This is a genomic window from Rhizobium sp. R634 (genome assembly GCF_002211305.1).
In the GTDB taxonomy this organism is placed as follows: Bacteria; Pseudomonadota; Alphaproteobacteria; order Rhizobiales; family Rhizobiaceae; genus Rhizobium.
In genome coordinates, this window is record NZ_LOKW01000028.1 from 29,955 (window position 1) to 48,062 (window position 18,108).

At 62.1% G+C, this 18,108-nt stretch carries 16 protein-coding genes and 1 pseudogene; 11 read left to right on the forward strand and 6 right to left on the reverse strand.

Annotation, left to right across the window (positions count from 1 at the left end):
• Positions 1–179: 179 nt before the first annotated feature.
• Positions 180–512, forward strand: a complete 333-nt coding sequence (locus ATY77_RS29470; protein ID WP_088672982.1) for a hypothetical protein — start codon at positions 180–182, stop codon at positions 510–512.
• A 54-nt stretch (positions 513–566) separates the two neighbouring features.
• On the opposite strand, the gene ATY77_RS29475 is transcribed toward ATY77_RS29470, so the two are convergent.
• Positions 567–1,463 (reverse strand): LysR substrate-binding domain-containing protein, encoded by an 897-nt coding sequence (locus tag ATY77_RS29475; protein WP_088690017.1) that lies wholly within the window; start codon positions 1,461–1,463, stop codon positions 567–569.
• 101 nt (positions 1,464–1,564) lie between these two features.
• On the opposite strand from ATY77_RS29475, the gene ATY77_RS29480 reads away from it, so the two are divergent.
• Positions 1,565–1,768 carry a hypothetical protein gene (locus tag ATY77_RS29480; protein WP_088690018.1) on the forward strand — a complete coding sequence of 68 codons (204 nt, stop codon included), beginning with the start codon at positions 1,565–1,567 and terminating at the stop codon, positions 1,766–1,768.
• Here ATY77_RS29480 and xdhC read toward each other — a convergent pair.
• The 4 genes from xdhC to ATY77_RS29505 all read right to left on the reverse strand — a co-directional run bounded on the left by xdhC (position 1,744) and on the right by ATY77_RS29505 (position 7,682).
• Positions 1,744–2,559, reverse strand: a complete 816-nt coding sequence (gene xdhC, locus ATY77_RS29485) for a xanthine dehydrogenase accessory protein XdhC (RefSeq protein ID WP_088690019.1) — start codon at positions 2,557–2,559, stop codon at positions 1,744–1,746. The two genes, ATY77_RS29480 and xdhC, sit on opposite strands and share 25 nt — an antisense overlap.
• 258 nt (positions 2,560–2,817) lie before the next feature.
• On the reverse strand, positions 2,818–5,157 hold the full coding sequence (gene xdhB, locus ATY77_RS29495) for a xanthine dehydrogenase molybdopterin binding subunit (RefSeq protein ID WP_088690020.1): 2,340 nt from the start codon (positions 5,155–5,157) through the stop codon (positions 2,818–2,820).
• Positions 5,158–5,410: 253 nt separating this feature from the next.
• Positions 5,411–6,877: a xanthine dehydrogenase small subunit gene (xdhA, locus tag ATY77_RS29500; RefSeq protein ID WP_088690021.1), complete on the reverse strand. Its 1,467-nt coding sequence runs from the start codon at positions 6,875–6,877 to the stop codon at positions 5,411–5,413.
• A gap of 28 nt (positions 6,878–6,905) precedes the next feature.
• On the reverse strand, positions 6,906–7,682 hold the full coding sequence (locus ATY77_RS29505; protein ID WP_088690022.1) for a 3-hydroxybutyrate dehydrogenase: 777 nt from the start codon (positions 7,680–7,682) through the stop codon (positions 6,906–6,908).
• Positions 7,683–7,828: 146 nt separating this feature from the next.
• On the opposite strand from ATY77_RS29505, the gene glpK reads away from it, so the two are divergent.
• The 7 genes and pseudogenes from glpK to map all read left to right on the forward strand — a co-directional run bounded on the left by glpK (position 7,829) and on the right by map (position 14,299).
• Entirely contained in the window at positions 7,829–9,322 is a 1,494-nt protein-coding gene (glpK, locus tag ATY77_RS29510; protein WP_088690023.1) for a glycerol kinase GlpK, read from the forward strand.
• Positions 9,323–9,431: 109 nt separating this feature from the next.
• Entirely contained in the window at positions 9,432–9,806 is a 375-nt protein-coding gene (locus ATY77_RS29515; RefSeq protein WP_088672992.1) for a YciI family protein, read from the forward strand.
• Positions 9,803–11,062, forward strand: coding sequence for an RNA polymerase sigma factor (locus tag ATY77_RS29520; protein ID WP_088690024.1), 1,260 nt, complete (start codon positions 9,803–9,805; stop codon positions 11,060–11,062). Before ATY77_RS29515 ends, ATY77_RS29520 begins: the two co-directional genes overlap by 4 nt.
• An 89-nt stretch (positions 11,063–11,151) precedes the next feature.
• Complete coding sequence (locus ATY77_RS29525; RefSeq protein WP_088690025.1) at positions 11,152–11,619, forward strand: SRPBCC family protein; 468 nt, start codon at positions 11,152–11,154, stop codon at positions 11,617–11,619.
• Between the two features lie 173 nt (positions 11,620–11,792).
• A pseudogene (locus ATY77_RS29530) lies at positions 11,793–12,049 on the forward strand (GIY-YIG nuclease family protein).
• A 390-nt stretch (positions 12,050–12,439) separates the two neighbouring features.
• Positions 12,440–13,501, forward strand: coding sequence for an LLM class flavin-dependent oxidoreductase (locus ATY77_RS29535; protein WP_088690026.1), 1,062 nt, complete (start codon positions 12,440–12,442; stop codon positions 13,499–13,501).
• A gap of 39 nt (positions 13,502–13,540) precedes the next feature.
• Entirely contained in the window at positions 13,541–14,299 is a 759-nt protein-coding gene (gene map / locus ATY77_RS29540) for a type I methionyl aminopeptidase (RefSeq protein WP_088690027.1), read from the forward strand.
• A 349-nt stretch (positions 14,300–14,648) separates the two neighbouring features.
• Here the strand turns inward: map and ATY77_RS29545 are convergent, their stop codons facing one another.
• Positions 14,649–15,224, reverse strand: coding sequence for a PadR family transcriptional regulator (locus ATY77_RS29545; protein ID WP_088690028.1), 576 nt, complete (start codon positions 15,222–15,224; stop codon positions 14,649–14,651).
• Positions 15,225–15,391: 167 nt separating this feature from the next.
• On the opposite strand from ATY77_RS29545, the gene ATY77_RS29550 reads away from it, so the two are divergent.
• Positions 15,392–16,576: a YbfB/YjiJ family MFS transporter gene (locus ATY77_RS29550; protein WP_088690029.1), complete on the forward strand. Its 1,185-nt coding sequence runs from the start codon at positions 15,392–15,394 to the stop codon at positions 16,574–16,576.
• A gap of 120 nt (positions 16,577–16,696) precedes the next feature.
• Complete coding sequence (gene sbmA / locus ATY77_RS29555; RefSeq protein WP_088690030.1) at positions 16,697–17,965, forward strand: peptide antibiotic transporter SbmA; 1,269 nt, start codon at positions 16,697–16,699, stop codon at positions 17,963–17,965.
• Positions 17,966–18,108 lie beyond the last annotated feature (143 nt).

The following is an 18,108-nucleotide window of genomic DNA, read 5'->3' on the forward strand; positions in this document are numbered from 1 at the left end:
TTGTCATGTGCCTAAAAGCTGCCGAGAAGACCATGCAGTATTACTGTCTCATACTGGATCTGCTAAATTAGCAGATCGCGAAACTATCATGAGCGGATACAGTTAGGTTGCAGGCCGCCGGAATGACATAAGAACAGTTGGAAAAATCGGCGGCGCATTCATCGACGGAGAAGATGCCCATGCGCAGCATTCTGACGTGTTTGATGGTGGCATACGCATCGTTGGCGACAGCTCACGACGCACCTTCGGGGTGGAGTTATGACCCCTATTGTTGCAACGGCGACAGTCATAGTGGCGATTGCCAGATGATTCCGTCCAAAACCGTGGCGGTGACACCGAACGGATATCGCGTGACGCTGATGCCGGGCGACCACCGGCTGGTCACGCATGCGCACGTCTTCCTGCTGCCTATGACGAAGGCGATGCAATCCGGCGATGGCGATTATCACCTCTGTCTGTTCCCCAACGAGAACACGCCGCGCTGCTTCTACGCCCCGGAAATGGGCTTCTGAAGCCGAAACCGTCGCTGGTCAGGCCCGGGGTGAGTTCTCCCAGGTCGTAATGCTTCAATTTCTAGCGGCCTTCATCTCGTCGAGGATCCAATTGCGGAAGGCCTTGATCTTCGGCACGTTGCGGCGATTTTCGGGATAGGCGAGCCAGTAGGCCTTGCCGTCGCTGCGCGTCAGCTCGAAAGGCTGGTAGAGCCGGCCGAGCGCGATCTCGGCTGCATAGAACGCGGGGTGCAGGATGGCGACGCCGTGGCCGGCCATCGCCGCATCGGCCTCCATCGCCTGCGAGCCCAGCTGGTTGCGCGGGCGCCGGTCGAGATCCGTCTCCGTGACGCCGGCCGCTTCGAACCATTGTTTCCACCAGATATCGCCGGCGTCGAAAAGATCGAACTTCAGCAGATCGCGCGGCTCCCGGATGCCGCCGGCCGCTTCCGCCAGCTTCGGGCTCAGCATCGGCGTGAATTCCAGGCCCATCAGCCGGTGCAGGGCCAGCCCCGGCCAGTTGCCGTCGCCCCAGCGGATGCCGACGTCGATCTGCTCACGGGCGAAGTCGATGATATCAGAGGTCGCCTGAAAGCGTACCGCGATCGCCGGATGCTTCAGGTGGAAGGAACCGAGGCGCGGCGCCAGCCATTTCGAGGCGAAGGTATGGGTCGAACTGATGGCGAGCGTGCCTTCGACGCTGTCGCGCGCCGTCGCCATCGCGTCATGCAGCATGGCGAAGGCTTCGGTCACTTTCGGGGCCAGCCGCTCGCCGGTGTCCGTCAATGCGATCTGGCGGGGGCGCCGCAGGAACAGCGGCTCGCCGACATTCTCCTCCAGCAGTTTGATCTGATAGCTGACCGCGGTCTGCGTCATGCCGAGCTCGTCGCCGGCCTTGGTGAAACTGCCGAGCCGGGCGGCGGCCTCGAAGACGCGCAACGCATTCAGCGGAAACTGTTTCGAGAGTTTCATGGATAAGTTCTCTTCATGCAGGCAGACGGTCGTTCGATTGGAATTGCAGCATTTTTGCCGGCAAACTGCAACTCATACCATCAAACGGACGAGGTGATGTCATGGATTGCCACACTATCGAAGAGAGCCGGCCGCAGCCGTTCAGCGGTGTTTTTCCGCGCTTTGCGGGCTGGTTGTTCGGCAGTGCCAAGCGTTTCTGCCGTCTGCCGCGGCTCGATCTCGCCGCCATGCCGGACCGCGTCAAGCGCGATCTCGGTTTCCTCGACGGGCGCGATCCCTATTACGAAGACGAGCGCATGCGATAGGCTGAAAGCGCCGTCAGGATCTCGGCTGCGGTCATGGCGGCGATGACTTCGGGGCGCTTGTCCCTGACGGCGGAACCGCCGATAGGCAGCGTCAGCCGCTCCATCCAGCCCCGTTCGCCGCCGCCTTCGCGCGAAAGCCAGCTTGCGAAGGTGGCGCGCTTGGTCGCCGAGCCGATCATGCCGACATAGGCGAGGTCGGTCCGCTCGAGCGCCTGGCGGGCGATGAGGAAGTCCAGCGCATGGTCATGGGTCAGGATGACGACCGCGCCGCCGGCGGCAACATCCTTCACCAGCGCTTCCGGCATCGGCACGAGCCGCGACCTGATGCCCGCCGGCAGGTTGGTAAGCTCTTCCTGCCGCGTTTCGACGACCGTGACCGACAGCGGCAGCGGCGCAAGGGCTGCGGCCAGCGCCCGGCCGACATGGCCGGCGCCGAAGAGCAGCACTTCCGGCAGACGCTCGATTTCGCCGGCAAGCCTTGCCTCGAGCTCATCCTTCAGCGTCTGCGTTAGCCGGCGGAACCGCAACTGCGTGCGCCCGCCGCAGCACTGGCCGATCTCAGGGCCGAGGGGGATATCCATGGCAGGCGTCCCGCCGGTTCCCGCCAGCATCTCCCGCGCGTTGTGGATCGCCATGAATTCGAACTGCCCGCCGCCGATCGTGCCCCACAGCGCGGTCGGCGAGACGAGCATGAAGGCGCCGGTCTCGCGCGGGGTAGAGCCCCGGGTGGCGGTGATGTCGACGAGGACGCTGTCGGGGTGGGCGGCGAGAAAGGTGGGGAGGTCGTTCATGGGAAGATGGCCGATGGGTGTGCGGTTGTGGCACCCCCCTTTGTCCTGCCGGACATCTCCCCCACAAGGGGGGAGATTGGATGGGGTTGACGGCTTCCCCAAACAACTAAAGCACTGCTACTCCGACACGGCTGATGGGGAGCGATAAGCCAACCTTTTGCCGATCTCCCCCCGTGTGGGGGAGATGTCCGGCAGGGCAGAGGGGGGTAACACCCGCTTTGTCCGTCCTGCTCAAGCAACAAACCAGCCGGACGCATCCTACACCCGCTTCATCCGCTCTACCGCCATCAGCACCCGTTCCGGCGTCGCCGGAGCGTCGAGCCTGGGGCAGACTCTGTAATCCGCCACGCTCGCGACTGCCATCGACAGCGCTTCCAGCACCGAGATCGCCAACATGAAGGGCGGTTCGCCGACGGCCTTGGAGCGGCCGATGGTGGCTTCCGCGTTCTCCGACCATTCGGCAAGGCGTACGTTGAAGATCTTCGGCCGGTCGGAGGCGAGGGGTATCTTGTAGGTGGAGGGGGCGTGTGTGCGCAGGCGGCCCTTGTCGTCCCACCATAGCTCTTCCGTCGTCAGCCAGCCCAGGCCCTGGACGAAAGCGCCTTCGACCTGGCCGAGGTCGATCGCCGGGTTCAGCGAGCGGCCGACATCGTGCAGGATATCGGTGCGGTCGATCAGATATTCGCCGGTCAGCGTGTCGATCGAGACTTCGGTGCAGGCGGCGCCATAGGCGAAATAATAGAAGGGCGTGCCGCGGCCGGCCTTGCGGTCCCAGTGGATTTTCGGCGTCTTGTAGAAGCCGGCGGCGGACAGCTGGACGCGGGCGAAATAGGCCTGCTTGATGAAATCGGGGAAGGCGATCTCGCTTTCGCCGACGCGCACGCGGTTCGGCAGGAAGACGACGTCGGAGAGCGCCACCTCCCATTTCTCGGCGGCGAAGGCCTTGAGCCGTTCCTTGATCTGGCGGGCGGCATCATAGGCCGCCATGCCGTTCAGGTCCGAGCCGGAGGAGGCGGCGGTGGCCGAGGTGTTCGGCACCTTGGCAGTCGTCGTCGCGGTGATTTTCACTCTGTCGATATCGACCTGGAAACTGTCGGCAAGTACCTGCGCCACCTTGGTATAGAGGCCCTGGCCCATTTCGGTGCCGCCATGGTTCAGGTGGATCGAGCCATCCTGATAGATATGGACGAGGGCGCCGGCCTGGTTGAAGGCGGTCATGGTGAAGGAGATGCCGAATTTCACCGGTGTCAGGGCGATGCCCTTCTTGATATAGCGGCTGTCGCGGTTGAAGCCGATGATGGCGTTGCGCCGCGCCCGGTATTCGGCTGTTTCCTCCAGTTCTTCGACGACGCGGGCGATGATATTGTCCTCGACCTCCTGGTGGTAGGGGGTCAGCGTGCGGCCGGAACCCGGCTGGCCGTAGAAATTCAGCTTGCGGATATCGAGCGGGTCCTTGCCGAGGGCATAGGCGATCTCCTCGATGACGCGCTCGGCGCCGAGCATGCCCTGCGGCCCGCCGAAGCCGCGGAAGGCGGTGTTGGAGACCGTGTGCGTCTTCAGCGGTTTCGACTGCAACTGCACATGCGGGTAGAAATAGCTGGAATCGGCGTGAAAGAGGGCGCGGTCGGTGACGGGGCCCGAGAGATCCGAGGAGAAGCCGCAGCGTGCGGCGTAAGTGGCGTCGACGGCGTGAATGCGGCCCTCGGTATCGAAACCGACCTCGTAATCGACCAGGAAATCGTGGCGCTTGCCGGTAGCGCTCATATCCTCGTCGCGGTCGGGACGGAACTTGACGGCGCGGCCGAGCCTCTTGGCGGCGATGGCAGCAAGGGCTGCGAACTGGTTGCCCTGCGTTTCCTTGCCGCCGAAGCCGCCGCCCATGCGGCGCACGTTGACCGTTACGGCATTGGACGGGATATCGAGCACATGGCCGACGATGTGCTGGATCTCGCTCGGATGCTGCGTCGAGGACCAGACGGTGACCTCGTCGTCCTCGCCGGGAATGGCTACAGCGATATGGCCTTCGAGGTAGAAATGCTCCTGTCCGCCGATGCGCATCTGGCCCTTCAGCCGCATTCCGGCATTCGGCATTTCCGTTTCCGGATCGCCACGCCGAAGCGTCATCGGCGTGATGACCAGGGGGGCGCCATTGGCGAGCGCGCCGTCGATATCGCTCCAGTGCGGCAGGTCGCGATATTCGATCTTCGCCAGCCGCGCCGCGCCGCGCGCGGCCTCGCGCGTTTCGGCGATGACGGCAAAGATCGGCTGGCCATGGAACTGGACCAAAGTTTCGGCAAGCAGCGGCTCGTCATGGCTGCCGTTGGAACTGGTGTCGTTGACGCCGGGCACATCCTTGCCAGTGGAGACCCAGACGACGCCGGGATGGGCGGCGACCTCGGAAAGGTCGATGCTGACGATTTCGGCATGCGCCCGCTCGGAGAGGCCGAGCGCGCCGTGCAGCAGGCCCGATGGTTCGGGGATATCGTCGATGTAATCGGCGGCGCCGGTGACATGCTTGTGAGCTGAGTCATGCCGCAGCGAGCCGTGCATGGGGCCTGAGATGACGACCTTGGGGTTTTCGAAGGTGGACTTGTCCATTAGCGGTGTCCTCCTCTTGTCATGAGGATTGTCGGGGACGCCGCACACTCCCTCATTCCTGTGCTTGTCACAGGAATCCAGCCACCGCGCGTCGGCGCGGTGATTGACTCATGTGATGTTGAGCAAAAGTTTTCCGCGCCCAAGGACTTGGGCGCACTGGATTCCTGTGACAAGCACAGGAATGAGGGAGGGGAGGAGACCGCGGCAGTTCCCATCAAGGTTTGCATTCCAGGCGTGCCGATTAATGTCCGCATCACGCCAACTCCTCGAACCGCTTCAGCTCCGCCGGCGCGCCAACAGTCTCCAGATAGAAACGCGTCAGCAGGTTCTTTGCCGTCAGCTGCCGATATTCCGCCGTGGCGCGCCAGTCGGTCAGCGGCTGGTAGTCGGTATCGAAGGCGGGGCGGGCGGCGTCGATTGTCGCTTCCGTCCATGGCTTGCCGATCAGTTCGGCCTCGACCGTCGGCGCGCGTTTCGGCGTTGCGGCCATGCCGCCGAAGGCGATGCGGATGTCGGTGACGATCTCGGCCTCGTCGAGGGTCAGCAGGAAGGCGCCGAGCACGGCGGTGATGTCCTCGTCACGGCGCTTGGTCACCTTGTAGGCGGCAAAGCGGCTGGTTGCCTTGGGATAAGGCACGAAGACGCTTTCGACGAACTCGCCGGGCCTGCGGTCCTGCTTGCCATAGGCGATGAAGAAATCTTCGAGCGACATTTTGCGCTGGCCTCCGAGAGAGCGCAGCGTCAGCGTCGCGCCGAGCGCGATCAGCGGCGGCGGACTGTCGCCGATCGGCGAGCCGTTGGCGATATTGCCGCCGATCGTGCCCATATTGCGCACCTGTTCGCCGCCGATGCGATCGATCAGCCGCCCGAGCGCCGGGATCTTTTTGGCGATCGCCGCGAAGGCGCCGCTATAGCTGACGCCGGCGCCGATGGTGATGCCGTCCTCGCTTTCGGTGACCGACTGCAATTCGCTCAAATGATTGATGAAGACGACGGGGCTCAGCCGCCGCATCTGCTTCGTTACCCAGAGCCCGACATCGGTCGAGCCGGCGACCACGGTCGCCTCGGGCTCCTCAGAGAGGATTTCCGCCAATGCTTGAAGCGAAGCCGGCACGATCAGCCTGTCCTCGCCGCTGCCAATCCTGATCGTGCCGCTCGCCTGCATGGCCCAGAGCCGCGCAATGATTTCCGAGCGCGTGCGCTCCAGCGGGTCGAAGAGCGCGCTCGGCCGCATCTGGCTCACCTGCTCGGCCGCCTTGACGATCGGTTCATAGCCGGTGCAGCGACAGAGATTGCCTTGCAGCGCCTTCTCGATCTCCCGTCGGCTGGGTTTTTCCTTCGTCAGCCACAGGCCATAGAGCGACATGACGAAGCCCGGCGTGCAGAAGCCGCATTGCGAACCGTGACAGTCGACCAGCGCCTGCTGCACCGGATGCAGCACGCCGTCCCGGCCGGCCAGGTGCTCGACCGTCACCACATGGGTGGCGTGCAGCGATCCTAAGAAACGGATGCAGGCATTGACGGATTCATAGGTGAGCTTGCCATCGGCGAGCCGGCCGACGAGCACGGTGCAGGCGCCGCAATCGCCTTCCGCGCATCCTTCCTTGGTGCCCGTCAGGCGCCGCTTCAACCGCAGGAAATCGAGAAGCGTCTCGGTCGGCCTGAGATCGGTGAGCGCGATGTCCTCGCCATTCAGGATGAAGCGGATGCTGTCGTTCATGATATTCCCGGTTGTTTTTTCCAAATGGTTAAGCCGCCGTCCAGCCACCGTCAATCGAGATATGCGTTCCGGTCACCTGACGTGCGGCCTCGCTGGCGAGGTAGAGCGACAGCGCGCCGATCTCCTCGGCCTTGACGAATTCACGCGTCGGCTGCGCCTTGAGGATGACTTCGCTCTTCACCTGCTCCTCGGTCATGCCGCGGGCTCTCGCGGTATCGGGTATCTGCTTTTCGACGAGCGGCGTCAGCACATAGCCCGGGCAGATGGCGTTGACGGTCACGCCGAATTCGGCAAGTTCCAGCGCTGCCGTTTTCGTCAGGCCTAATATACCATGTTTCGCCGCCACATAGGCGGATTTGAAAGGGGAGGCGACGAGCCCGTGCGCCGAGGCGATGTTGATGATGCGGCCGCGCTTCCCGGCCTTCATCAGCGGGATTGCGGCGCGCATGGTGTGGAAGGAGCTCGACAGGTTGATCGCGATGATCTGGTCCCATTTCTCGATCGGGAAATCCTCGATCTTCTCGACATGCTGGATGCCGGCATTGTTGACGAGCACATCAACGGTGCCGAAGCTCTTCGCCGCCGTTTCGATCAGGTCGGCAATCTCCGCCGGCTTGGTCATGTCGGCCGGATGATAGATCGCCCGGCCCTTCGACACCGATTCAAGCCGCCCGACGATCGCCTTGATTTCATCGGCATTTCCGAAACCGTTGATGATGACATTATCGCCGGTTTCGGCAAAGGCGGTGGCGATGGCAAGACCGATGCCGCTGGTGGAACCGGTGACGACGACTGATCTGCTCATGCTGTTTCTCCTGACGCGCGATGCTGCGTTGCACTGTTGCGGGCGAGGTTATGCCCAAAGCCGGCAAGCTGGCAATTCCGCTTTATGGCTTTTCTCGCCCGCATCCGTGTCCTATTGATTTGTCACGATAATCGAGGGAGGCTTTGATGAGCGGATATGTTCTGGCGATCGATCAGGGAACGACGTCGACACGCGCGATCGTTTTCGATGGCGACATGCAGGTCGTCGGCAAGGGCCAGAAGGAATTCACTCAGATCTATCCGCGCTCCGGCTGGGTCGAGCATGATCCCGAGGAGATCTGGGATTCGGTCGTCTCCACCGTCAAGATGGCGCTGCGCGAGGCCAAGGTGGCGGCGAAGGACATCGCCGCTCTCGGGATCACCAACCAGCGCGAGACCGTGGTGGTCTGGGAGCGCGAGACGGGCCGGCCGATCCAGAACGCCATCGTCTGGCAGGACCGGCGCACGGCAAGCTACTGCGACAACCTCAAGCGACAGGATCTGGAACGGGTTTTCACCAGGAAGACCGGCTTGATCCTCGATCCCTATTTCTCCGGAACCAAGCTCTCCTGGATGCTGGCAAACGTGAAGGGGGCGCGGGCGCGGGCCGCCAGGGGCGATCTCTGCTTCGGCACGATCGATACCTTTCTGATCTGGCGGCTGACAGGCGGCAAGAGCTTCGTGACCGACGCCACCAACGCCTCGCGCACGCTGATGTACAACATCGCCGAAAATGCCTGGGACGAGGATCTGCTCGACATTCTGAGGGTGCCGGCCGCCATGCTGCCGGAGGTGAAGGATTGCGCTGCCGATTTCGGCACGGTCGATCCTGAGATCTTCGGTGCCGCGATCCCGATCCTCGGCGTCGCCGGCGATCAGCAGGCGGCGACCATCGGCCAGGCCTGTTTTGCGCCGGGCATGCTGAAATCGACCTACGGCACCGGCTGCTTCGCACTGCTCAATACCGGCGCCGATATGGTGCGGTCGAAAAACCGGCTTCTGACCACCATTGCCTACCGGCTGAACGGCGAGACGACCTATGCGCTCGAGGGTTCGATCTTCATCGCGGGTGCGGCAGTGCAATGGCTGCGGGATGGGCTCGGGATCATCGGCAGCGCCGCTGAGACCAATGCGCTTGCCGAAAAGGCCGATCCGACGCAGGAGGTCTATCTCGTGCCCGCCTTCACCGGCCTCGGCGCGCCGCATTGGGACGCCAAGGCGCGCGGCGCGATCTTCGGGCTGACGCGCAACACCGGCCCGGCGGAGCTTTCGCGCGCCGCGCTCGAAGCCGTCTGCTATCAGACCCGCGACCTGCTCGATGCCATGCAGAAGGACTGGAAGAATGGCAGTGAGGACACCGTGCTTCGCGTCGACGGCGGCATGGTCGCCTCCGACTGGACGATGCAGCGGCTCGCCGACCTGCTCGACGCCCCGGTCGACCGGCCGGTGATCCTGGAGACGACGGCGCTGGGCGCGGCCTGGCTCGCCGGCAGCCGGGCAGGGGTGTGGCCGGACAGGAACGGCTTTTCGGCCACATGGAAACGGGACCGGCGGTTCGAGCCCGACATGGACGAGAAGGTGCGCACGGCAAAGCTCAAGGGCTGGAAGAATGCGGTCAAGCGAACGCTGAGCGAGGGCTAGCCTTCGGTTCGGATCGGCCGTTCCTTCGAGCGCGGCTGCTTTATAATTTTTTGATGCGGCCTGTCGGCTAAGCGGTTACTCCTTCGTCATTCGGAAAGAGGAGTGACCGATGCTTTACGCAATCCTTTGTTACGCCCATGAGGAAACCGTCTTCGCCTGGACCAAGGAGGAAGAAGCTGCCGTCATGGAGAAGCTTTACGCCGTGCAGGAGCCGCTCGCCAAAGCCGGCAAGCTCGGGCCTGTCGGCCGGCTGATGCCGACGACGGCGGCGACGACCGTGCGCAAGGGCAGGGATGAGGCTCTCGTCATTGACGGGCCTTTCGCGGAAACGAAAGAGGCGCTTCTCGGCTTCTATGTGGTTGATTTCGAGACGCTGGAGGAGGCGGTCGCCTTCTCGAAACAGCTATCGGCCGTCAATCCCGGCTCCACCTCTTACGAAATTCGGCCCTTCTACGTGTTCAGGCCGGGAGATGCTGCATCATGACCGATATTGCCTGGATCGACCTCGCGCTTGCCTCCGCCAGACCGAAGGCGCTCGGTGCGCTGCTGCGTTATTTCCGCGATCTCGATACCGCGGAAGAGGCGTTCCAGGAGGCATGCCTGAGGGCGATCCGGACATGGCCGGAGAAAGGGCCGCCGCGCGATCCGACCGCCTGGCTCATCTTCGTCGGCCGCAACAGCGGCATCGATGCCGTGCGCAAGCGCTCGAAGCTTCAGGCGCTGCCGGATGAGGATATGATTTCCGATACCGAGGATGCCGAAAGCGATATCGCCGAGCGGCTGGACGATTCCCACTATCGCGACGACATCCTGCGGCTTCTCTTCATCTGCTGCCATCCCGATCTGCCCGCGACCCAGCAGATCGCGCTGGCGCTGCGCATCGTTTCCGGCCTTTCGGTGACGCAGATCGCCCGCGCTTTCCTGGTTTCCGAAAGCGCCATGGAGCAGCGCATCACCCGGGCCAAGGCGCGCGTCGCCAAGGCGGGCGTGCCTTTCGAAACGCCGAGCCCCGAGGAGAGGGCGGAGCGGCTTTCGATCGTCGGCACGATGATCTATCTGATCTTCAACGAGGGCTACAGCCAGGCCGATCCCAGGCATGAAGCGGCTGCCTTCAGCGACGAGGCGATCCGGCTTGCGCGGCTGATGCTGCGCATCTTTCCCGCCGAGCCCGAATTGATGGGGCTGCTCGCGCTGATGCTTCTGCAGATCTCGCGCCGCCCGGCGCGTTTCAGCGCCGAAGACGAGATCGTGCTGCTCGAAGATCAGGACCGCTCGCTCTGGAACCAGCTCTTCATCAACGAGGCCCTGGCGCTGCTCGACAAGGCTCTGCGCCACCGCCAGCCTGGGCCTTATCAGTTGCAGGCGGCCATTGCCGCGGTTCATTCCCGGGCGAAACGGGCTGACGACACGGACTGGGTCGAGATCGATCTGCTCTACCGTGCGCTGGAACGTGTCCAGCCGTCCCCTGTCATCACGCTCAACAGGGCGGTGGTGATTTCCAAATTGCATGGGCCAGAGGCGGCGCTCGAGCTCGTCGATCCGCTTGGCGAAAAACTCGACGGCTATTTCTATTATCATGGGCTGCGCGGCAATCTGTTGAAGCAACTCGGGCGCCATGGCCAGGCCCGCGAAGCCTTCGATCGCGCCATTGCGCTTGCCCATTCGACGGCGGAGGCGGCCCATATCCGCCGGCAGATTGACAAGATGCAGGAAGAGGCCGCGCAGCCGGCCGTAAAATAATTCGGCGCGCTGTCGGAGCGGCGAAGTCCCGCACGTCCTTGCAACAACCTGATACGAAACAGGTTTCACTCAAATGGAGAGATGTTGAAATGACCGCCAGCACGCAGCATGAACTCGTTCTCGTCCGCGAATTCGACGCCCCGCGCGAGAAGATCTACAGGGCATGGACCGACCCGGAGCTTCTGAAGCAGTGGTTCGTGCCGCGCCCCTGGGGTGTGGCGGAAGCGACGCTCGACGTCCGCCCCGGCGGCTCCAGCGTCGTCGTGATGCAGGATCCCGAAGGCAATCGCTACCCGAACCGCGGTGTCTATCTCGAAGTCGTCGAGAACGAGAAGATCGTCTTCACCGATGCCTATAGCGAGGCCTGGGTGCCTTCCGAAAAACCGTTCTTCACCGGCGTCATCCTGCTCGAGGAGCTCGGCAACGGCCGGACGAAATATACGGCGAAGGCGCTGCACTGGCGCGCCGAGGACAAGGACGCGCATGAGAAGATGGGTTTCCACGAGGGATGGGGCAAGGCCGCCGACCAACTGGCGGAACTGCTGGCGAGGATGTGAGGCGTTTGGGCGCGGCGCATGCCGCGCCGTCTCCTCCCGCTTTAAGTGCGATATGAGGCCGCTTGGAAGATGATTCCACCGAGGCTTGGAAGTCGTTGAATTCAGATTCGAATTGGAGATTTGTGTGGGCCGTCTCTGTCGACGCAGGATGTGTCCTGTGCCAATCTGCGCGCATGAAGGGATACGTCTACATTCTTGCATCCGCACGCAACGGCACGCTCTATACCGGCGTGACGCGTGACCTTGCAGGTCGGCTATATGAGCACCAGAACGAACTGACGCCAGGCTTTACTTCGAAGTATGAGGTTAAGACGCTGGTGTGGTCGAGGAGCATGATTTGCTGACGACCGCGATCACGCGGGAGAAGACGATCAAGAAGTGGCCGCGGCAGTGGAAGCTCAATTTGATCGAGCGGGAAAATCCTGAGTAGGAGGATATTTCGTTTCACCTCTTGGGGCTGTGAAGAGTCTCCCGTCGCGCGGACGCGCGACTGCTGGATTCCTGTGACGAGCACAGGAATGAGGGAGCAAGAAGTGTGCGCACGTCGCCATTTCTATCCCCCAACATTCCGAGCACTGTCATTCATTGTTGAATTCCAGGAGTGCCAAAAACTCCCTCATTCCTGTGCCTGTCACAGGAATCCAGCAGCGCCATGTCTACGGCGCAAAGACTCTTACTACGCAGCCAACGAAGCCCGAGCGACACATCGTCGAACCATGATGTCACTATCGAAATTCTCGAACATTCCGTTCCAGAGTTTGTATTTGCGTTCCCTGCCGCCGGTCCTTATCTCCAGGTTGAAGTCAACGGGATGCGGACAATGGAACTCGGCCTTTACACCTTTGCGGACGTCAATCCCAATCCCTCGCGCAGCAGGGGAGCGGAAGGAGCCGAGCGGCTGAGGCATCTGATCGAGGAGATCGAGCTTGCCGATCAGGTGGGGCTCGACGTCTTCGGGCTTGGCGAGCATCACCGGCCGGATTATGCCGTGTCGGCTCCCGCGGTGGCGCTGGCGGCGGCGGCCGTCAAGACCAGCAATATCCGGCTGACGAGCGCCGTCACCGTGCTGTCTTCCGATGATCCCGTGAGGGTCTTTCAGCAGTTTGCGACGCTCGACCTGATTTCCGATGGCCGGGCCGAAATCATGGCGGGGCGCGGCTCCTTCATCGAGTCCTTCCCGCTGTTCGGCTACAATCTCGAAGATTACGACCAGCTTTTCGAGGAGAAGCTCGATCTGCTCTTGGCGCTGCGCGACGGCGAGACGATCGACTGGAGCGGCGAGCTTCGCGCGCCGATCCGCGAGCGCGGCGTTTATCCGAGGCCGCTCCAGGATCCACTGCCGCTCTGGGTCGCTGTCGGCGGCACACCGCAATCGCTGGCGCGCGCCGGCGCGCTCGGCTTGCCGGTGGCGCTGGCGATCATCGGCGGCGAGCCGCGCCGTTTCGCGCCGCTTTTCGAGCTCTATCGCGAAGCCGCACGCCGGGCCGGGCAGGACCAGGCGAAGCTGAAGACCAGCATCAACGTCCACGGCTTCATCGCCGATACGACCGAGATGGCCGCCGACCAGTTCTACGGGCCGCAGGCCGAGGTGATGAACCGCATCGGCCGCGAGCGCGGCTGGGGGCCGACCAGCCGGGCGCATTTCGACATGTCGCGCGGACCGAACGGTGCGCTCTTCGTCGGCGATCCGGAGGCGGTCGCCGAAAAGATCATCGCCCAGCACGCGCTCTTCAAGAACGACCGCTTTCTGCTGCAGATGGCGATCGGCCTGATGCCGCATGATCAGATCATGCGCGGCATCGAACTCTACGGGACGAAAGTGGCGCCGATCGTCAGAAAGGCATTGACTGAAAAGAACGAAGGGGCGAAAGCCTCAGCCTGAGGCGGCGGCCGCCGCCCTGCGCAAGGCCGGAACGGACGAATGGTTATCGCAAACGACGACGAACTGGTGAAGCTCAAGGAGATCGGCCGCATCTGCGCCAACGCCATCCAGGTGATGGCGGCGGCGATGGAGCCGGGCATGACGACGCTGGAGCTTGATCATATCGGCCGCAAGGTGCTCGAGGATTCGGGCGCGCGCTCGGCGCCGGAGTTCTGCTACCAGTTTCCGGGCGCGACCTGCATCAGCATTAACGAGGAAATCGCCCACGGCATTCCCGGCGCGCGCGTCATCCGGGCCGGCGATCTCATCAATATCGACGTTTCGGCTGAGAAGGACGGTTTCTTCGCCGATACCGGCGCTTCCTTCGCCGTGCCTCCGGTCAAGCCGAAGATCGAACGGCTCTGCCGCGATGGCAAGCGGGCGCTCTGGGTGGGGCTCAATCAGGTGAAATCGGGCGAGCCGCTCGCCAAGATCGGCAGCGCCGTCGGTGCCTTTGCCCAGAAGAACCGCTACACGCTCGTCGCCAATCTGGCGAGCCACGGCGTCGGCCGCTCGCTGCATGAGGAGCCGGCCGAACTCTCGACCTGGCCGGACCCTTCGGAAAAACGCATCATGACGGATGGCCTCGTCTTTACGGTCGAGCCCTTCCTGTCGCTCGGCGCGACCTGGGCCGAAGGCGGCGACGATGCCTGGACGCTCTATGCCGATCCTAAGGCGCCGACGGTGCAATTCGAGCACACGGTGGTCGCAACGCGCAACGGGCCGGTGATTTTGACCTTGCCGGATGTGCAGGCGTAGGGGGAAAGCGGTATCTTTCCTGTGGGAGCGCCCGCCTCGTCCTTCGAGGCCCCTTTGGGGCACCTCAGGATGAGGCTCTCTTGAGCGCCGGCAGCTCTCCACATTCCCCACCACAACGATCGATCAACAGCAATACCCATATGGACGCGGCATCCTCCAGCGATCCTCATGCTGAGGCGCGCAGCCCGTAGGGCGGAGCCTCGAAGCACGCCGCAACGCTGCTTCTTGCATCATCCAATGTCGGCGCGCCCGCCTCGTCCTTCGAGGCCCCTGCGGGGCACCTCAGGATGAGGCTCTCTTAGATGTCGGCGCATTCCTCGAACGCGCCGTAGGTCGGCACCAACCTTCATCACCCCCGCGTTTCCGGCCTGCCGCCCTGCAGGATCTCCGTGGCGGCGCGTTCCAATATGGCGGCGATGCGGGCGGCTTCGGGTTTGGACCAGGGATAGCGCATCCGGAGCGCCGAGCGCAGCAGCATGCGGGCGGCGCGGATGTCGCCGCCGTCCTGCATGAAGTCGCCGTCATTATCATCATCGGCGCCGTGGCGGTCGCTTTCAAAGACGCGCTTCACATAGGCCATCTTCTCGCCGATGCGTTCGAGCTTGGCGAGTGTGTGCATGATCATCTCGCGGTTTTCCACGACGCGGCGGCGGCCGGCCTCGGTGATGCGGTAGAGCTTCTTGGCGCCCTCGTTTTCCACTTCAGCGAGGCCGGTTTCCTCGAGATAGGTCAGCGCGGGATAGATGACGCCCGGGCTCGGCACGTAGAAGCCGCCGGAGCGCTCCTCGAGGATCTTGATCAGCTCATAGCCATGGCACGGCCGCTCATCGAGCAGGGCCAGGATGACGAGCTGCAGATCGCCGGCTGCGAATTTGCGGCCCATGCGGAAACCTCCGCCGAACATGCCGCCTTTGAAACCTCTCATAGTTTTTCCTTTCACCGTTGGATTATATCGTTCACTATGTCGTAAAACATATATCGTAAGATATCTCTTTCAAGAGCGGCGACCGAAAAAATCCATCTTTCGTGGAATTGATCGATCGATCAGAAATAGTCGTTTGTGGCACCGGCGCTGCGGCGCGATAAGCGCTGATGCTTTCCCGCCCGCCGCACGCCTCGCCGAATCTCCTCGCCACTGCTGCCGCCGGCGCCGTCGCGATGGCGGCGGCCATGGGCTTCGGGCGTTTCTCCTACACGCCGATCCTGCCCGGCATGATGAGCGGCGTGCCGCTTTCGGCGGCGGATGCCGGCTTCATCGCTTCGGCGAATTTCGTCGGCTATCTCGTCGGCGCCGTGCTTGCCGCCTATGGCTGGGCGGCGGGACGCGAGCGGCTGGTGGCGCTATTGGCATTGCTGGCCACCGCAATTCTGCTCGCTGCCATGGCCGCCACCGATTCCGTCGCAGTCTTTGCCGTCATCCGGTTCCTCGCCGGTCTCGCCAGCGCCTTTGCGATGGTCTTCACTTCTTCGATCGTGCTGAGCCACGGGGCCGCCGCCGGCAACGACCATGTGCAGGCGGCGCATTTCGGCGGGCCGGGGGCCGGGATTGCGCTTTCCTCGGTGATGGTGCTGCTGATCGGTCTCGGTTTTCACGACGGACCCGGCGGCTGGCGCGCCGATTGGATGGGCGGGGCGATCTATTGCGCGGCAAGCCTGGTCGTCGTCTGGTGGCTGCTGCCTTCGGCGCCGGCGCAATCGGCGCGGACGGGCAGGGAGCCGGCGCTCACCTGGAGCCGGCCGATGGTGCTCGTGACGCTGTCCTACGGCCTGTTCGGCTTCGGCTACGTGATCACGGCAACCTTCCTCGTCACCATCGCCCGCCTGTCGGCAACGGGAGCTTTCGTCGAATTCCTCTGCTGGTTCATCGCCGGCCTGACGGCGGCGGTGGCGCTGTTTGCCTGGAAGCCGCTTGTGAGGCCTCTCGGGCTCGGCGGCGTCTATGTCGCCGCGCTTCTGGTCGAGGCCGCCGGCGTGCTGGCGACGGTGGCGCTGCCGGCGTCGACAGCGCCGCTCATCGGCGGGGCGCTGTTCGGGGCGACGTTCCTGGCGATCACCGCTTACGGGCTGCAGATCGGCCGCAAGCTTGCGCCCGAGAGCCCTAGACGGATTTTAGCGATGATGACGGCCGCCTTCGGTCTCGGCCAGATCGTCGGGCCTGTTGTCGCCGGCTGGATCGCCGAACGCTCCGGCAGCTTCACCGTCCCGACGGTGATCGCCGCCGCCGCACTTCTCGTCTGCGCGGCGCTTGTCATGCCGGTCCTCAGGAAAATCGCCTAACCGGTTACATCTGCGTAACAATCGGCCAAACCCATTGCTGCTTCCTTCGAACTGCCTTAGTTTCCGGGCAACTAACATTTTCAGTTGCCCCCAGATTCCAGTTCAGGAAAGCGCTCCCTAGTGTTTCATTCCTTCTTCCCCAAACCGAAACTTTTCTTCACGTCACTGACGATATGGACGCTTGTGTGTATCGCCCTGTGGTACACAGTTGGCGAACGTCTTGGCGTGTCACTTGGATACGGCCCCCTTGGCCCAGATCAACAGCCGCCGATCGGTCTGGATTTCTTTCTCCTTCCCGACAATCTTTTCTTCTATGCATTTTTTCTAATATGTGTCGCGTTTTTTTGCGGCGCCTGGCATATCATCGCGGCAGACCATCCTTGGAAAGTTTGGTCAGTGTGGGGTTCCGCGCTGATAATTTTGACGACCTATTTTGGTGTTCAGATTTCCGTTGCGATTAACAACTGGCGTCGCCCATTCGGAGACACGCTTCAAAATGCTCTCGATAAATCAGGGGGCGTAACAGTTTGGGACTTTTACAGTCTCATGCTGATATTTGCGCAAATCGCCTTTCTGAGCATGTTCGTCTCCATTCTCGCCGACTTTTTTACCAGCCACTACGTGTTTCGTTGGCGCACGGCTATGAACGACTTTTACATGTCGAAGTGGGAAAAGCTTCGGCATATCGAAGGTGCATCTCAGCGCGTACAAGAAGATACAATGCGGTTTGCAAATATTCTGGAAGGTCTTGGAGTAAGTTTGATCAATTCCGTAATGACCCTTGTTGTTTTTCTTCCAATTCTTCTGTCGCTATCAAGTTATGTAAAGGAACTTCCCATTCTCGGGGAAGTCTCGAATAGCTTGTTCTGGCTTGCGCTTTTTTGGTCTATCTTTGGAACGTTGCTCCTCGCAATTGCTGGCATCAAACTTCCGGGGCTGAATTTCAAAAATCAGCGAGTCGAGGCTGCCTACCGAAAAGAGCTTGTTTACGGTGAGGATCATGAGGAGCGTGCATCTCCTATTGTCGTAAGGGATCTTTTTGGAAATGTGCGCCGAAACTACTTCAGGCTTTATTTTCACTATCTGTATTTTAACGTTGCTAGGTATTTTTATATCCAAGCGGACGCGCTTTTTGTCACGTTTATGCTGGTCCCCACAATTGTTGCTGGCACCATAACGTACGGCATTTATCAACAAATTCTGACCGCCTTCGGCCAGGTCAGCAACTCGTTTCAATATCTCGTCAATTCCTGGACGACGATTATTGAGCTGCTCTCTATCCACAAGCGCCTCAAGGCCTTCGAGGCGGCAATCGACGACGAGCCGCTGCCGGATATCGATCAGCGTTATCTGGATCGCGAAGCGGGCGTTGTGCACGTTGATGGGTGAGGGGTGAGGCTTTGATGGATGAGCGGGACTTTATTGCCTGCTGTGCCGCGAGGCCCCCTCATCCGCCTGCCGCCACCTTCTCCCCGCTGGGGAGAAGAGATTCGAGGCGGCGCCTCGTATTTATCCGTCGCTTAAGAATATCT

Excerpts from the sequence above, each read along its gene's own strand:
- ATY77_RS29470 (WP_088672982.1), top strand. The coding sequence starts at position 180 with ATGCGCAGCATTCTGACGTGTTTGATGGTGGCATACGCATCGTTGGCG.
- ATY77_RS29475 (WP_088690017.1), bottom strand. The coding sequence starts at position 1,463 with ATGAAACTCTCGAAACAGTTTCCGCTGAATGCGTTGCGCGTCTTCGAG.
- ATY77_RS29480 (WP_088690018.1), top strand. The coding sequence starts at position 1,565 with ATGGATTGCCACACTATCGAAGAGAGCCGGCCGCAGCCGTTCAGCGGT.
- xdhC (WP_088690019.1), bottom strand. The coding sequence starts at position 2,559 with ATGAACGACCTCCCCACCTTTCTCGCCGCCCACCCCGACAGCGTCCTC.
- xdhB (WP_088690020.1), bottom strand. The coding sequence starts at position 5,157 with ATGGACAAGTCCACCTTCGAAAACCCCAAGGTCGTCATCTCAGGCCCC.
- xdhA (WP_088690021.1), bottom strand. The coding sequence starts at position 6,877 with ATGAACGACAGCATCCGCTTCATCCTGAATGGCGAGGACATCGCGCTC.
- ATY77_RS29505 (WP_088690022.1), bottom strand. The coding sequence starts at position 7,682 with ATGAGCAGATCAGTCGTCGTCACCGGTTCCACCAGCGGCATCGGTCTT.
- glpK (WP_088690023.1), top strand. The coding sequence starts at position 7,829 with ATGAGCGGATATGTTCTGGCGATCGATCAGGGAACGACGTCGACACGC.
- ATY77_RS29515 (WP_088672992.1), top strand. The coding sequence starts at position 9,432 with ATGCTTTACGCAATCCTTTGTTACGCCCATGAGGAAACCGTCTTCGCC.
- ATY77_RS29520 (WP_088690024.1), top strand. The coding sequence starts at position 9,803 with ATGACCGATATTGCCTGGATCGACCTCGCGCTTGCCTCCGCCAGACCG.
- ATY77_RS29525 (WP_088690025.1), top strand. The coding sequence starts at position 11,152 with ATGACCGCCAGCACGCAGCATGAACTCGTTCTCGTCCGCGAATTCGAC.
- ATY77_RS29535 (WP_088690026.1), top strand. The coding sequence starts at position 12,440 with ATGGAACTCGGCCTTTACACCTTTGCGGACGTCAATCCCAATCCCTCG.
- map (WP_088690027.1), top strand. The coding sequence starts at position 13,541 with ATGGTTATCGCAAACGACGACGAACTGGTGAAGCTCAAGGAGATCGGC.
- ATY77_RS29545 (WP_088690028.1), bottom strand. The coding sequence starts at position 15,224 with ATGAGAGGTTTCAAAGGCGGCATGTTCGGCGGAGGTTTCCGCATGGGC.
- ATY77_RS29550 (WP_088690029.1), top strand. The coding sequence starts at position 15,392 with ATGCTTTCCCGCCCGCCGCACGCCTCGCCGAATCTCCTCGCCACTGCT.